Genomic DNA, 12,930 nt, shown 5'->3' on the forward strand with positions numbered 1-12,930 from the left:
GGTCAGGGCGAGTGCGCCGAGAGCAGCCGCCGCAACGGCTATGGCGCCAAGTGCACGAACCATCCTGGTCATGGCCGATCTCCACCTCTTTTGATCACTACCTCCCCCCCGCGTCCAAAACGATGGCCCACGATCGCTCCCCACACCAGCCGCGCCGGGCATCATGTTCCTGTAATTCATGACCCTGAGGGGGGTGCAAATGAGGCCAGAAACCAGCGAATCCAGACATAATCACAGTCGCGGTGAACTGTGCGACGTGGCCAAAGAGCTGTACGCGCACGCCCTGCGCACGGGTCGCCTCGCCCGCGCCGCGGCCGACTCCGCGCCGTGCCTCACTGAGCTGGCCCTTCTGCGCCCCGACCCGGACGACGCCGCCTGGCTGTACCCGGTCCCGCCCTCCGTCGCCCTCAACCAGCTCATACACCCCATCGAGCAGGAGATCCAGACCCGGCGGCAACACGCCATCGAGCTGGCCGACGCCTTCGAGCCGTTCATGGCGATGAGCACCCGCGAGTCCTCCACCGGCAACGCGATCACCGTCCTCGAAGGGCTCGGCGCCATCAACGCCACCCTGGACCGCGTCATCAGCGAGTGCATGGAGGAACTGCTCACCATCCAGCCCGGCAGCGGCCGCCGCCCCGACACCCTCGAAGCCGCCCTGCGCCGCATGGAACCGCTGCTCGACCGCGGCGTCCGCATGCGCACGCTCTACCAGCACACCGCCCGGCACCACCCCGCGACGCTGGCCTACGTCGAGCGCGTCGCCCCCTACGGGCTCGAACTACGCACGCTCGAGGAGATCATCGACCGGCTGATCATCGTCGACCGCAAGGTCGCCTTCGTGCCGGCCCGCAGCGACCGCCAGGTCGCCCTCGAACTGCGCCACGAGGGCCTCGTGCGGTATCTCGTGGGCGTCTTCGACCAGTTCTGGCTGCACGCCGTCCCCTGGGACGACGAAGTGCCCTACACGCCCTCCGTGGACGGCATCGGCGGTGTCCAGCGCTCCATCGCCAAACTGCTCGTCGAGGGCCACGTCGACGAGGCCATCGCCCGCCGCCTCGGCATGAACGTGCGCACCTGCCGCGCCCACATCGCCAAGCTCGCCGCCGCCCTCGGCAGCGGCAGCCGCGCCCAACTCGGCTACCTCATCGCCCAGTCCGGCATCCTCGAACAGGACCAGGAGCAGGACCAGGACCAGGAGCAGGACCGGGAGCAGGACCGGGGCGCGCAGGCGCAGGACTGACGGCGGGGCGACGACGGGCCGACGACGCGCGTAGAGGCCCCCTCCGCTGCTGCGGAGGGGGCCTCTACGGGGACCGGACGGGACTCAGGACACCGGCTACTCGCCGCGCTTGTGGCCCGGACGCCAGACCACCAGCGCGCCGGCCTGCTGCACGTCCGTGTACGGCACCAGATCGCGCCGGTACGAGGCGTGCACCTGGGCCTCGCGCTGGCGCATCGCCGCCGCCGCGCCCTCGACCGCGCTGGACAGCTCGGCCACCCGGGCCTGCAGGGCCGCGACCTGGTTCTCCAGCTCGATGATGCGCTTGATGCCGGCCAGGTTGATGCCCTCGTCCTGGGACAGCTGCTGCACCTGGCGGAGCAGCTCGATGTCCCGGGCCGAATAGCGCCGGCCCCGGCCCGCCGTGCGGTCCGGCGAGACCAGGCCGAGGCGGTCGTACTGGCGCAGCGTCTGCGGGTGCAGACCGGAGAGCTGGGCCGCCACCGAGATGACGTACACCGGGGTCTCCTCGGTCAGCTCATAGGGGTTGCGGCGGCGTCCTTCCATCTCCTCAAGCTCCCTTCGCGGCCTGGAACAGCTCTGCCCTGACGTCCTCGTCCGCGGTGGCCTCGCGGAAGGTCTCCAGGGCCTCACGGGCCTTGTCGCCCAGCTCCTTGGGCACCGCGACCTCGACCGTGACGAGGAGGTCGCCGCGGGTGCCGTCCTTGCGGACCGCGCCCTTGCCCCGGGCGCGCATGGTGCGCCCGTTGGGGGTGCCGGCGGGCAGCTTCAGCGTCACCGCCGGGCCGCCGAGGGTCGGCACCTTGATCTCGCCGCCGAGCGCCGCCTCGTCGAAGGTGACGGGCACGGTGACGGTGAGGTTGTCGTCCTTGCGGCCGAACACCGGGTGGGCGTCGACGTGCACGACGACGTAGAGGTCGCCGCTGGGTCCGCCGCGCTCGCCCGGGGCGCCCTTGCCGCGCAGCCGGATCTTCTGGTTGTCGCTGACCCCCGCCGGGATGCGGACCTGCATGGTGCGCGAGGACTTGGCCCGGCCGCTGCCCTTGCAGACCTCGCAGGGGGTCTCGGCGATCAGGCCGCGGCCCTTGCAGTCCACGCACGGGTCGGTCAGCGAGAAGCCGCCGCCGCTGCCGCGCGAGACTTGGCCGGTGCCGACACAGGTCGGGCACACCCGGGGCGTGCCGTTCTTGTCGCCGGTGCCCGAACAGGCCTTGCAGGGCTGCTGGCTGGACATCCGCAGGGGCACGGTCGCCCCCTCGATCGCCTCGGTGAAGCTGAGCGTCACCTCGGACTCGATGTCCTGGCCGCGGCGCGGCTGGGTGCGGGTGCCCGCACCGCCCGCGCCGCGGTTGAACAGTCCGCCGAAGACGTCCCCGAGACCGCCGCCGAAGCCGCCGGCCCCGCCGGGGCCCTGGGCGCCGCCGAAGAGGTCGCCCAGGTCGAAGTTGAACGAGCCGCCCGCGCCGCCCGGCCCGCCGGCCCGGAAGCCGCCGTTGCCGAACAGGGCGCGCGCGTCGTCGTACTCCTTGCGCTTCTTCGGGTCGCCGAGGACGTCGTTCGCCTCGGAGATGGCCTTGAAGCGCTCCTCCGCCTGGGTGTCTCCCTTGTTGGCGTCCGGGTGGTTCTCGCGTGCGAGCTTCCGGTACGCCTTCTTGATCTCGGCGTCAGTGGCGTCCTTGGGGACGCCGAGAACCTTGTAGTAGTCCTTCTCGACGAAGTCCTTCGTGCTCATCGACGTCCCTCCTCCCGCGTGCGGGTACGGCTACTGATCGTTGTCCTTCTCGGAGTCGTCGGGGTCTTCCGACTCCTCCGCCTTCGCCGACGAGCCGGGCTGGGCGCCCGGCTGGGGCTCGGCGACGGCCACCCGCGCGGGGCGGATCGTACGCTCGCCGATCCGGTACCCCGGCTGCAGGATCGCCACGCAGGTCGTCTCGGTGACGTCCGGCGCGTAGCTGTGCATCAGGGCCTCGTGGATCGTCGGGTCGAAGGGCTCGCCCTCCTTGCCGAACTGCTGCAGACCCATCTTGGCGACGACGGTCTCCAGCGACTCGGCGACCGACTTGAACCCGCCCACGAGCTCGCCGTGGTCCCGGGCCCGGCCGATGTCGTCGAGCACGGGAAGGAGCTCGGTCACGAGATTCGCGACGGCGATCTCCTTGACCGTGACCCGGTCCCGCTCCACGCGGCGGCGGTAGTTCTGGTACTCGGCCTGGAGGCGCTGGAGGTCACCGGTGCGCTCGGAGAGCGCGGTCCGGGTCTGGTCCAGCTGGGCCAGCAGGCCTGCGTCCGTTGCGTCCCCGGCCGGGGCCGCTCCCTCCGCCCGGGCGGCGGAGTCGGCGGCCTCGGTCTCCTCGGGCGTGCCGTCGGCGGGGACGTCGGGCTTCTCCTCGAAGCCCGGGGTGTCCTCCGACATCAGGCAGCGCCACCCTTCGGCTTGTCCTCGTCCACGATCTCGGCGTCGACGACGTCGTCGTCCTGCGCCTGGGCCTGGCCGGCGTCGCCGCCCGCGGCCTGGGCGGCCTGGGCGTCCGCGTAGAGCGCCTGGCCGAGCTTCTGGGAGACGGCCGCGACCTTCTCGGTGGCGGTGCGGATCTCGGCGGAGTCCTCGCCCTTGAGCTTCTCCTTCAGCTCGGCGACGGCGGCCTCGACCTCGGTCTTCACGTCACCCGGGACCTTGTCCTCGTTGTCCTTGAGGAACTTCTCGGTCTGGTAGACGAGCTGCTCGCCCTGGTTGCGGGTCTCGGCGGCCTCGCGGCGGCGGTGGTCCTCCTCCGCGTACTGCTCGGCCTCCTGGCGCATCCGGTCGACCTCGTCCTTCGGCAGCGAGGAGCCGCCGGTGACGGTCATCTTCTGCTCCTTGCCCGTGCCCAGGTCCTTCGCGGTCACGTGCATGATGCCGTTGGCGTCGATGTCGAAGGCGACCTCGATCTGCGGGACGCCGCGCGGGGCCGGCGGGAGGCCGGTCAGCTCGAACATGCCGAGCTTCTTGTTGTACGCCGCGATCTCGCGCTCGCCCTGGTAGACCTGGATCTGCACGGACGGCTGGTTGTCCTCGGCCGTCGTGAAGATCTCGGAGCGCTTGGTCGGGATCGTGGTGTTGCGCTCGATCAGCTTGGTCATGATGCCGCCCTTGGTCTCGATGCCGAGGGACAGCGGGGTGACGTCGAGCAGCAGGACGTCCTTGACCTCGCCCTTGAGGACACCGGCCTGGAGGGTGGCGCCGATGGCGACGACCTCGTCCGGGTTCACGCCCTTGTTGGCCTCCTTGCCGCCGGTCAGCTCCTTGACGAGCTCGGCGACGGCCGGCATGCGGGTGGAGCCACCGACGAGGACGACGTGGTCGATCTCGGAGAGCTGGATGCCCGCGTCCTTGATGACGTTGTGGAACGGGGTCTTGCAGCGCTCGAGCAGGTCGGCGGTGAGCTGCTGGAACTGGGCGCGGGTGAGCTTCTCGTCCAGGTGCAGCGGGCCCTCGGCGGAGGCCGTGATGTAGGGCAGGTTGATCGAGGTCTCCGTGGAGGAGGACAGCTCGATCTTCGCCTTCTCGGCCGCCTCGCGCAGACGCTGGAGGGCCATCTTGTCCTTGGACAGGTCCACGCCGTGGCCGGACTGGAACTGCTTCACCAGGTAGTCGACGACGCGCTGGTCCCAGTCGTCACCACCGAGGTGGTTGTCACCGTTGGTGGCCTTCACCTCGACGACGCCGTCGCCGATCTCCAGGAGGGACACGTCGAAGGTGCCGCCACCGAGGTCGAAGACGAGGATGGTCTGGTCGTCCTTGTCGAGGCCGTACGCCAGGGCGGCGGCGGTCGGCTCGTTGACGATGCGCAGGACGTTGAGGCCCGCGATCTCGCCGGCCTCCTTGGTGGCCTGGCGCTCGGAGTCGTTGAAGTACGCCGGGACGGTGATGACCGCGTCGGTCACCTTCTCGCCCAGGTAGGCCTCGGCGTCGCGCTTCAGCTTCTGGAGGATGAAGGCCGACATCTGCTGCGGGTTGAAGCTCTTCCCGTCCAGCTCGATCTTCCAGTCGGTGCCCATGTGGCGCTTCACGGACCGGATGGTCCGGTCGACGTTGGTGACCGCCTGGCGCTTGGCGACCTCGCCGACGAGCACCTCACCGTTCTTGGCGAAGGCGACGACGGACGGCGTGGTCCTGGCGCCCTCGGCGTTGGTGATGACGGTGGGCTCGCCGCCTTCGAGAACGCTGACGACGGAGTTAGTCGTGCCCAGGTCGATGCCGACCGCACGTGCCATTTCGATTCCTCCAGCTGACTGACTTGAGTGGAACTGACTCAAGGATGCATGACGCCGGGAAAAGAGTCAACAGACTTGAGCGTGGGTCGCTCAAGTCTTCTTTTCCCCGCCCACTCAAAGGCGCATGTCGCTCCCGGCCTCGTCCACGCGCGCGTGAGAGAGTCCGGACCGAGAGTCCGGACATATCCCATGATTCTCGTCCCATGATTCCCGCCAGAGGGTGTGAACGCATGACGGTGAAGCGCGCGGTCGACGTCGCGGGCGGGCTCGCGCTCCTGCTCCTGCTGTCCCCGCTGATCGCCGGCGTCGCCCTCTCCCTGACCCTCGGGACCGGCAGCGCCGCCGGCGCGCTGCGCCGCCGCCCCGTCGCGGGCCTCGGCGGCCGCACCTTCACGATGCTGACCTTCCGCACCAGGAGCCCGCTGGCCTCGCTGCCGCTGCTGCTGCACGTCGTACGCGGCCAGATGTCCCTCGTCGGGCCGTGCCCGCTGGCACCCGGCCACCGCGAGTCCACCGGCGAGGGACGGCGCCGGCTCTCCGTACGCCCGGGGATGACCGGCCTGTGGCAGATCAGCGGGCGCTCCGAGCTGCCCTGGGAGGAGCGCGAGCTGCTGGACCTCCACTATGTGGACCACCACTGGCTGGGGATGGATCTGGCGATCCTGGCGCGTACGCTTCCAGCAGTCCGTAAACGTCGCGCGGCCGCGCGGACGCCGCTCGCCACGGCAAGGGTTGCCTGAGCGACACAGATCACCGTGAGATCCGCTACAAGGGCGGCGCTCTCCCGGGTAATCTCGGCACGGACTCAATAAGTTACCGCTTAGTAGGCCCGAAGCAGAGGCCCGCTCGAGGAGCCCGTCATGCAACTCGCCGCGATCATCGTGTCGCTGACCCTGACCGTGGTCGGCGTTGCCCTGCTCGCTCGCGCCATCGGTCAGTTCGTCCGCTACTTCAAGCTCGGCCAGCCCGTCCCCGCCGGCACCCGGACCGACAACCCCTACCAGCGCAGCGTGACGCTGGTGCGGGAGTTCCTCGGCCACACCCGGATGAACCGCTGGGGCATCATCGGCTTCGCCCACTGGTTCGTGGCGGTCGGCTTCCTGACCCTGCCGCCGACCCTGGCCCAGGCCTTCGGACAGCTCTTCCAGGCCGACTGGACGCTGCCGGTCATCGGCGGCTTCCTGCCGTTCGAGCTGTACATCGAGTTCATCGGCGTCATGACCACGATCGGCATCGCCGTGCTCATCGTGATCCGCCTGCTGAACCTGCCCTCGCGCGCGGGCCGCAAGTCCCGCTTCGCGGGCTCCAAGGCCGGCCAGGCCTACTTCGTCGAGTACGTCATCCTCACCATCGGCCTCGCGATCTACGTGCTGCGCGGCCTCGAGGGCGCGATCCACCACGTGGAGCACTACGAGGCCGCGTACTTCGCCTCGTACCCGCTCGTCCTCGCCTTCAAGGGCCTGAGCACCGCGGCCCTGCAGAACCTCATCTACTTCACCGCCATGGTGAAGATCAGCACCTCGTTCATCTGGATGATCGTGGTGTCGCTCAACACCAACATGGGCGTCGCCTGGCACCGCTTCCTCGGCTTCCCGAACATCTGGTTCAAGCGCAACGCCGACGGCTCCACCGCCCTCGGCCCGCTGCAGCCGATGACCTCGGGCGGCAAGCCGATCGACTTCGAGGACCCGGGCGAGGACGACGTCTACGGCGTCTCGCAGGTCGAGCAGTTCTCCTGGAAGGGCCTCCTCGACTTCTCCACCTGCACCGAGTGCGGCCGCTGCCAGTCGCAGTGCCCCGCCTGGAACACCGGCAAGCCGCTCTCCCCGAAGCTCCTGATCATGTCGCTGCGCGACCACGCGCACGCCAAGGCGCCCTACCTGCTCGCCGGCGGCGGCAAGACCATGGAGGGCGAGGAGAAGGCCACCGAGGAGCAGCTCAAGGACGTCCCCGCGGCCGCCCTGGCCGAGGCCGAGCGCCCGCTGATCGGCACCGCCGAGGAGAACGGCGTCATCGACCCGGACGTGCTGTGGTCCTGCACCACCTGCGGCGCCTGCGTCGAGCAGTGCCCGGTCGACATCGAGCACATCGACCACATCGTCGACATGCGCCGCTACCAGGTCATGATCGAGTCCGCGTTCCCGTCCGAGGCGGGCACGATGCTCAAGAACCTGGAGAAGAAGGGCAACCCCTGGGGCCTGGCCAAGAAGCAGCGCGTCGAGTGGACCAAGGAGGTCGACTTCGAGGTCCCGATCGTCGGCAAGGACGTCGAGGACCTCACCGAGGTCGACTACCTCTACTGGGTCGGCTGCGCCGGCGCCCTGGAGGACCGCGCCAAGAAGACCACCAAGGCCTTCGCGGAGCTGCTGCACATCGCGGGCGTCAAGTTCGCGATCATGGGCGGCGAGGAGAAGTGCACCGGTGACTCCCCGCGCCGTCTGGGCAACGAGCCGCTGTTCCAGCAGCTCGGCCAGGAGAACGTCGCCATGCTGAACATGGCCTTCGGCGAGGACGACGAGGACGAGTCGACCAGGAAGCCGAAGTCGGCGAAGAAGATCGTCTCCACCTGCCCGCACTGCTTCAACACCATCGCCAACGAGTACCCGCAGCTCGGCGGCGACTACGAGGTCATCCACCACACCCAGCTGCTCCAGCACCTCATCGACGAGGGCAAGCTGATCCCGGTGACCCCGGTCGAGGGCCTCATCACCTACCACGACCCGTGCTACCTGGGCCGCCACAACAAGGTCTACACGCCCCCGCGCGAGATCATGGACAAGGTCCCGGGCCTGCGCCAGCAGGAGATGCACCGCCACAAGGAGCGCGGCTTCTGCTGCGGCGCCGGCGGCGCGCGGATGTGGATGGAGGAGCGGATCGGCAAGCGCATCAACACCGAGCGCGTCGACGAGGCCCTGTCCCTCAACCCGGACATCGTCTCCACCGCCTGCCCCTTCTGCCTCGTCATGCTCACGGACTCCGTGAACGGCAAGAAGAACGAGGGCAAGGCCAAGGAGAGCCTCCAGGTCGTCGACGTCGCCCAGCTGCTGCTGGACTCGGTCAAGACCCCGGCGGAGCCGGAGGCCGAGCAGGCCGAGCCGGAGCCGGCCGAGGCGTAGGAACCGTTCTCGGCGGTACGTGACGGAGGGCCGCTCCCGCGCATGCGGGGGCGGCCCTCCGTCGTGCGGGGGACGACCGCGGCCTCAGTGCTTCTGGGCGTGGTACTGCGCGACGAGCGTGCCGTTCAGGTCGTAGACCCAGCTGTTGCCGCCCTTCCGGGGGGTGTCGATCACGACGAAGCGGTAGTGGTTCTTGCCGGGCTGCACGGCGAGCTCGTACGTCCATCCGTGGTGCCGGACGGTGAGGTGCCGCGGGTCGACGGTGGCGAGCCGCTTGCCGTTGACGGTGGACACCTCGACCCGGGGCCCGTTCTTCGCGGCCTTGCCGAAGGTCGCGACGGTGCCGTCGGCGAGCGTGGCCTTGGGGAGGGCGGCGGGCTTGGGCTTGGGCTTGGCAGCCGGCTTGGGGTCCGGGGTCGGCTTGGGCTTCGGGGTCGGCTTGGGGTCCGGCTTGGGGGTCGGGACCTGGTCCGTCCAGGAGGAGACGGTGCCGTCCGGCTGGAGGACGACGTGGAGGCCGTTGTTCTGCCCGTAGGCGGGCTGCCCGGAGGTCGTCAGGGTGTCGAGGAGGGTGCCGCCGGCCCAGATCTCGGCCTGGTAGTCGGTGGGCGTGGTCAGGTAGACCCTGGCGACCGAGCCGTCGGCGAGCCGGTACGCCTGCACGAAGACGCGCCCCACGACGGGGCCCTGGTCGCCCTGGCCCTGGCCTTGGTCCTGGCCCTGGGACTGGCCCTCGCCCTGGTCCTGGGACCGGCTGTCGGGGCTCGGGGCGGGGGCGGGCTGGTCGTCGGCGAAGGCGGCGGCCGCGGGGAGGGTGAGGGCGGCGATGGTGCCGGTGGCGACGGCGGCGGTTCGGAGGGTCCGACGGGTGAAACGCATGGGATTCGTCCTTCTGCCTGACTGATTCGACGACATTTCGAAGGCAAGAGCCCGATCCATCCCTTTTACGTCGATAACGTAACAACCACCCCACACCTGTGGGCCACCCCGGGACCCCTAGGGGATGTCACAGCTCTGCCGCACAATCCCCGGAAGGCGCGAGCCCGCAGCCGGAGCGGGTACGTTCTTGACGTGGCTGGATTCAGGAACGGACGCGGCCGGGCCGACAACCCCCCGCAGCAACAACCGCAGCAGCAGGCGCCGTACGGGTACCAGGCGCCCCCGCCGGGCTACCCGCAGCACCCGCAGCGCCCGCAGCAGCAGTACCCGCAGCAACAGCAGTGGGGCGGCCGGCAGGGCGGCGGCCAGGCGGCGCACGGGGAGCCGGAGTACTTCGGCGACCCCTACGCCCCGCAGCAGCAGCACCCGCAGCAGCACTACGCGGCCAACAACCCGGGCCACACCCAGGCGTTCAGCGTCCACGACGACCCGTACGGGGCGGGCGCCACGTACCAGGCCGGCGCCGCCCCCGTACCGACGGGCCCGCGGCTGCCCTGGAAGGCGCTGCTGAGCGGCATCGTGCTGCGCCCGGCGGACACCTTCCTGCGGATGCGGGACCACGCCGTGTGGGGCCCGGCGCTGATCGTCACCTTCCTCTACGGCCTGCTGGCGCTGTTCGGCTTCGACCAGGCCCGCGAGGACGCGATCAACGCGACCCTGTCGACGGCGATCCCGTACGTCCTGCTGACCGGCGTCGGCTTCGTCATCGGCGGCCTGGTCCTCGGCGCCGTCACCCACACCCTGGCCCGCCAGCTGGGCGGCGACGGCACCTGGCAGCCCACGGTCGGCCTGTCGATGCTGATCATGTCCATCACGGACGCCCCCCGGCTGATCTTCGCGCTCTTCCTGGGCGGCGAGAACGGCCTGGTCCAGATCGTCGGCTGGCTGACCTGGCTGGCCGCCGGAGCGCTCCTCACGCTCATGGTGAGCCGCTCCCACGACCTGCCGTGGCCGAAGGCGCTGGGCGCGTCGGCGATCCAGCTGGTGGCACTGCTGAGCCTGATCAAGCTGGGCACGCTGTAACCCGCTCCTGAACCCGTACGGGAAGGGCCCCCACCGCTCACGGTGGGGGCCCTTCCCGTACGGGCTGTGGCCGGCTCAGGCGTCGAGGACCTGGCCCTCGCGCTTGACGACGGGCGGCTCGACCGACCAGGGGAAGTTGATCCACTCGTCGGTCTTCTTCCACACGTACTCGCACTTCACGAGGGAGTGGGACTTCTCGTAGATGACGGCGGAGCGCACCTCGGCGACGTGGTCGACGCAGAAGTCGTGCACGAGCTTGAGGGTCTTGCCGGTGTCGGCGACGTCGTCGGCGATCAGGACCTTCTTGTCGGAGAAGTCGATCGCGTTCGGGACGGGAGCCAGCATGACCGGCATCTCCAGGGTGGTCCCCACGCCGGTGTAGAACTCCACGTTCACGAGGTGGATGTTCTTGCAGTCCAGGGCGTAGGCCAGACCGCCGGCGACGAAGACGCCGCCGCGGGCGATGGAGAGCACGATGTCGGGCTCGTAGCCGTCGTCGGCGATCGTCTGGGCCAGCTCGCGGACGGCGCGCCCGAAGCCCTCGTAGGTCAGGTTCTCGCGTACGTCAGTCATGCGTGCTACCGCCTCACACCTGGGTCCGATGGAAGTTCATGTACGAGCGGGAGGCGGTCGGCCCCCGCTGGCCCTGGTACCGGGAGCCGTAGCGCTCGCTCCCGTAGGGGAACTCGGCCGGCGAGCTGAGCCGGAACATGCACAGCTGGCCGATCTTCATGCCCGGCCAGAGCTTGATCGGCAGGGTCGCGAGGTTGGACAGCTCCAGGGTCACGTGCCCGGAGAAGCCGGGGTCGATGAACCCGGCGGTGGAGTGCGTGACCAGGCCGAGCCGCCCGAGGGAGCTCTTCCCTTCCAGACGGGAGGCGATGTCGTCCGGCAGGGTGATGACCTCGTAGGTCGAGGCGAGCACGAACTCGCCCGGGTGCAGGATGAACGCCTCGTCGCCCTCCGGCTCGACCTCGCGCGTCAGGTCGAGCTGCTCGACGGCGGGGTCGATGTGCGGGTAGCGGTGGTTCTCGAACACCCGGAAGAAGCGGTCAAGCCGCACGTCGATGCTCGATGGCTGAACCATGGATTCGTCGTACGGGTCGATGCGCACCCGCCCGGCGTCGATCTCGGCCCGGATGTCCTTGTCTGAGAGAAGCACGCTCCCACGATACGCAGAGGGCACGGAGCCTCCCCAATCGGGAACCTCCGTGCCCGTGAGTGACACCCCCGCTACCGTCAGCGCCGCTCGAGCTCCACGGGCACGGCATGCCGCAACCGCGCACACCGCGGACACCGGATGAGCCGCCCGGGCCCGATCCGCCCGGCCCCGAGCTGCGCGAGCGGGAACGAAGCGGTACTGAACACGTGCCCCTCGGCACAACGGACGACGGTGCGCTCCATCGAACCCATCAAGTCCCTTCCCCGACAAGTGGTGGACGAGACAGCCACATTAGGGGATCCCCCCGAACCCCCCTAGGCACCACTCCGCAGACCCTCCCCCACCGAGGGGCGCTTCGCCTCACGTGCCGGATGGGGTACAGTGTGCAACGATGCCGCATCGATCTTCGCGGCGTTTGCGGATGTAGTTTAATGGTAGAACATGAGCTTCCCAAGCTTATAGCGCGGGTTCGATTCCCGTCATCCGCTCTTCCACGAAGCCCCAGGTCAGCGACCTGGGGCTTCGTCGTTCTCCGGGGCGGTGCCGACCGACGGCACGGCGGCGTGGGGGAGTTCGGCGAAGAGGATCGCGGCGGCCTGGGTGACGTTGTCGGCGTGGACGGCGCGGGCCATGGCCGTGCGGGCCGCCTCGGGCGTGGCGGAGGGCGGGACGACCATGAGGGAGAAGTGGTCGTTGTCGCCGCGGGTGATCAGGACGGTGTCGTCGCCGACGGGGAAGGAATCGAGGTGCACGATCCGGTCGTCGACGGTCAGGCGAGTGGGAATGCCGTTCCAGGCGGAGGCGTCCAGACCGATCCGGGTGAGGGGCCCGAGGTGCTTGGTCAGGGCGGTGATCAGCGGCGGGAGCTCCCGCTCGACGTCACGCGAGCGTGGCCACCACGCGCCGTCCAGGAGGCTCTGCCGGGTCCCCGTCGTCTCCAGCCTGAGCAGCGCGGTGCCCGGTCCGACGGCCCGGTGGACCTCGTCGGGCAGGAGGCGCGACGGCGTGAGGGGAATGCCTGTGTCGGTCATGATCGGTCCGCCCGTCCACGGGTAGTGCCGCTACCGCCCGGACCGGTGCCACGGCGGACGCCGGGCCGGTGAGCGGGGCGGCGGCCCCGTTCTTTCACCGTACTCCGGGAGGACCCGGGGACGCGCCGCTCCCCGCCGGGGAACCCATCGGTGCAGGTCTTC

12 protein-coding genes and 1 tRNA gene are annotated in these 12,930 nt (G+C 69.7%); 5 read left to right on the forward strand and 8 right to left on the reverse strand.

Annotated features, from left to right (window positions below; genetic code table 11):
- Window positions 1-178 precede the first annotated feature (178 nt).
- Window positions 179-1,243, forward strand: a complete 1,065-nt coding sequence (locus ACIGW2_RS11580) for a helix-turn-helix transcriptional regulator (protein WP_399842982.1) — start codon at window positions 179-181, stop codon at window positions 1,241-1,243.
- A gap of 96 nt (window positions 1,244-1,339) precedes the next feature.
- On the opposite strand, the gene ACIGW2_RS11585 is transcribed toward ACIGW2_RS11580, so the two are convergent.
- The 4 genes from ACIGW2_RS11585 to dnaK are packed head-to-tail and all read right to left on the reverse strand — an operon-like array spanning window position 1,340 to window position 5,497.
- Complete coding sequence (locus ACIGW2_RS11585; RefSeq protein ID WP_356063433.1) at window positions 1,340-1,789, reverse strand: heat shock protein transcriptional repressor HspR; 450 nt, start codon at window positions 1,787-1,789, stop codon at window positions 1,340-1,342.
- Window positions 1,790-1,793: 4 nt separating this feature from the next.
- Complete coding sequence (dnaJ, locus tag ACIGW2_RS11590) at window positions 1,794-2,975, reverse strand: molecular chaperone DnaJ (protein WP_356063436.1); 1,182 nt, start codon at window positions 2,973-2,975, stop codon at window positions 1,794-1,796.
- Window positions 2,976-3,005: 30 nt separating this feature from the next.
- Window positions 3,006-3,656: a nucleotide exchange factor GrpE gene (gene grpE / locus ACIGW2_RS11595; RefSeq protein WP_399842987.1), complete on the reverse strand. Its 651-nt coding sequence runs from the start codon at window positions 3,654-3,656 to the stop codon at window positions 3,006-3,008.
- A complete protein-coding gene (gene dnaK / locus ACIGW2_RS11600; RefSeq protein WP_356063441.1) occupies window positions 3,656-5,497 on the reverse strand; it encodes a molecular chaperone DnaK in 1,842 nt (613 codons plus the stop codon). The genes grpE and dnaK overlap by 1 nt, the downstream gene beginning before the upstream one ends.
- A 230-nt stretch (window positions 5,498-5,727) precedes the next feature.
- On the opposite strand from dnaK, the gene ACIGW2_RS11605 reads away from it, so the two are divergent.
- Window positions 5,728-6,237: a sugar transferase gene (locus tag ACIGW2_RS11605; RefSeq protein ID WP_391654137.1), complete on the forward strand. Its 510-nt coding sequence runs from the start codon at window positions 5,728-5,730 to the stop codon at window positions 6,235-6,237.
- Between the two features lie 120 nt (window positions 6,238-6,357).
- Window positions 6,358-8,613: a heterodisulfide reductase-related iron-sulfur binding cluster gene (locus ACIGW2_RS11610; RefSeq protein WP_391654136.1), complete on the forward strand. Its 2,256-nt coding sequence runs from the start codon at window positions 6,358-6,360 to the stop codon at window positions 8,611-8,613.
- 84 nt (window positions 8,614-8,697) lie between these two features.
- Here ACIGW2_RS11610 and ACIGW2_RS11615 read toward each other — a convergent pair whose 3' ends face one another.
- On the reverse strand, window positions 8,698-9,492 hold the full coding sequence (locus ACIGW2_RS11615; protein WP_399842992.1) for a hypothetical protein: 795 nt from the start codon (window positions 9,490-9,492) through the stop codon (window positions 8,698-8,700).
- A gap of 192 nt (window positions 9,493-9,684) precedes the next feature.
- Here ACIGW2_RS11615 and ACIGW2_RS11620 point away from each other — a divergent pair, with 192 nt between their 5' ends.
- On the forward strand, window positions 9,685-10,575 hold the full coding sequence (locus ACIGW2_RS11620; protein ID WP_391654134.1) for a Yip1 family protein: 891 nt from the start codon (window positions 9,685-9,687) through the stop codon (window positions 10,573-10,575).
- A gap of 75 nt (window positions 10,576-10,650) precedes the next feature.
- Here ACIGW2_RS11620 and ACIGW2_RS11625 read toward each other — a convergent pair whose 3' ends face one another.
- Entirely contained in the window at window positions 10,651-11,148 is a 498-nt protein-coding gene (locus ACIGW2_RS11625; RefSeq protein ID WP_356063452.1) for a phosphoribosyltransferase, read from the reverse strand.
- A gap of 13 nt (window positions 11,149-11,161) precedes the next feature.
- Window positions 11,162-11,737, reverse strand: coding sequence for a dCTP deaminase (dcd, locus tag ACIGW2_RS11630; RefSeq protein WP_030690788.1), 576 nt, complete (start codon window positions 11,735-11,737; stop codon window positions 11,162-11,164).
- A 417-nt stretch (window positions 11,738-12,154) separates the two neighbouring features.
- Between dcd and ACIGW2_RS11635 the strand changes: the two genes are divergently transcribed.
- Window positions 12,155-12,225: transfer RNA gene (locus ACIGW2_RS11635), tRNA-Gly, on the forward strand.
- Window positions 12,226-12,243: 18 nt separating this feature from the next.
- On the opposite strand, the gene ACIGW2_RS11640 is transcribed toward ACIGW2_RS11635, so the two are convergent.
- Window positions 12,244-12,768, reverse strand: coding sequence for a DUF5994 family protein (locus ACIGW2_RS11640; RefSeq protein WP_399842995.1), 525 nt, complete (start codon window positions 12,766-12,768; stop codon window positions 12,244-12,246).
- Window positions 12,769-12,930: the final 162 nt, after the last annotated feature.

The sequence above is a fragment of the Streptomyces sp. NPDC053541 genome (assembly GCF_044544705.1).
Classification (GTDB): domain Bacteria; phylum Actinomycetota; class Actinomycetes; order Streptomycetales; family Streptomycetaceae; genus Streptomyces.

What these genes read in the sequence shown, in the direction of transcription:
- ACIGW2_RS11580 (WP_399842982.1), top strand. Translation starts at nt 179, where the DNA reads ATGACCCTGAGGGGGGTGCAAATGAGGCCAGAAACCAGCGAATCCAGA.
- ACIGW2_RS11585 (WP_356063433.1), bottom strand. Translation starts at nt 1,789, where the DNA reads ATGGAAGGACGCCGCCGCAACCCCTATGAGCTGACCGAGGAGACCCCG.
- dnaJ (WP_356063436.1), bottom strand. Translation starts at nt 2,975, where the DNA reads ATGAGCACGAAGGACTTCGTCGAGAAGGACTACTACAAGGTTCTCGGC.
- grpE (WP_399842987.1), bottom strand. Translation starts at nt 3,656, where the DNA reads ATGTCGGAGGACACCCCGGGCTTCGAGGAGAAGCCCGACGTCCCCGCC.
- dnaK (WP_356063441.1), bottom strand. Translation starts at nt 5,497, where the DNA reads ATGGCACGTGCGGTCGGCATCGACCTGGGCACGACTAACTCCGTCGTC.
- ACIGW2_RS11605 (WP_391654137.1), top strand. Translation starts at nt 5,728, where the DNA reads ATGACGGTGAAGCGCGCGGTCGACGTCGCGGGCGGGCTCGCGCTCCTG.
- ACIGW2_RS11610 (WP_391654136.1), top strand. Translation starts at nt 6,358, where the DNA reads ATGCAACTCGCCGCGATCATCGTGTCGCTGACCCTGACCGTGGTCGGC.
- ACIGW2_RS11615 (WP_399842992.1), bottom strand. Translation starts at nt 9,492, where the DNA reads ATGCGTTTCACCCGTCGGACCCTCCGAACCGCCGCCGTCGCCACCGGC.
- ACIGW2_RS11625 (WP_356063452.1), bottom strand. Translation starts at nt 11,148, where the DNA reads ATGACTGACGTACGCGAGAACCTGACCTACGAGGGCTTCGGGCGCGCC.
- ACIGW2_RS11640 (WP_399842995.1), bottom strand. Translation starts at nt 12,768, where the DNA reads ATGACCGACACAGGCATTCCCCTCACGCCGTCGCGCCTCCTGCCCGAC.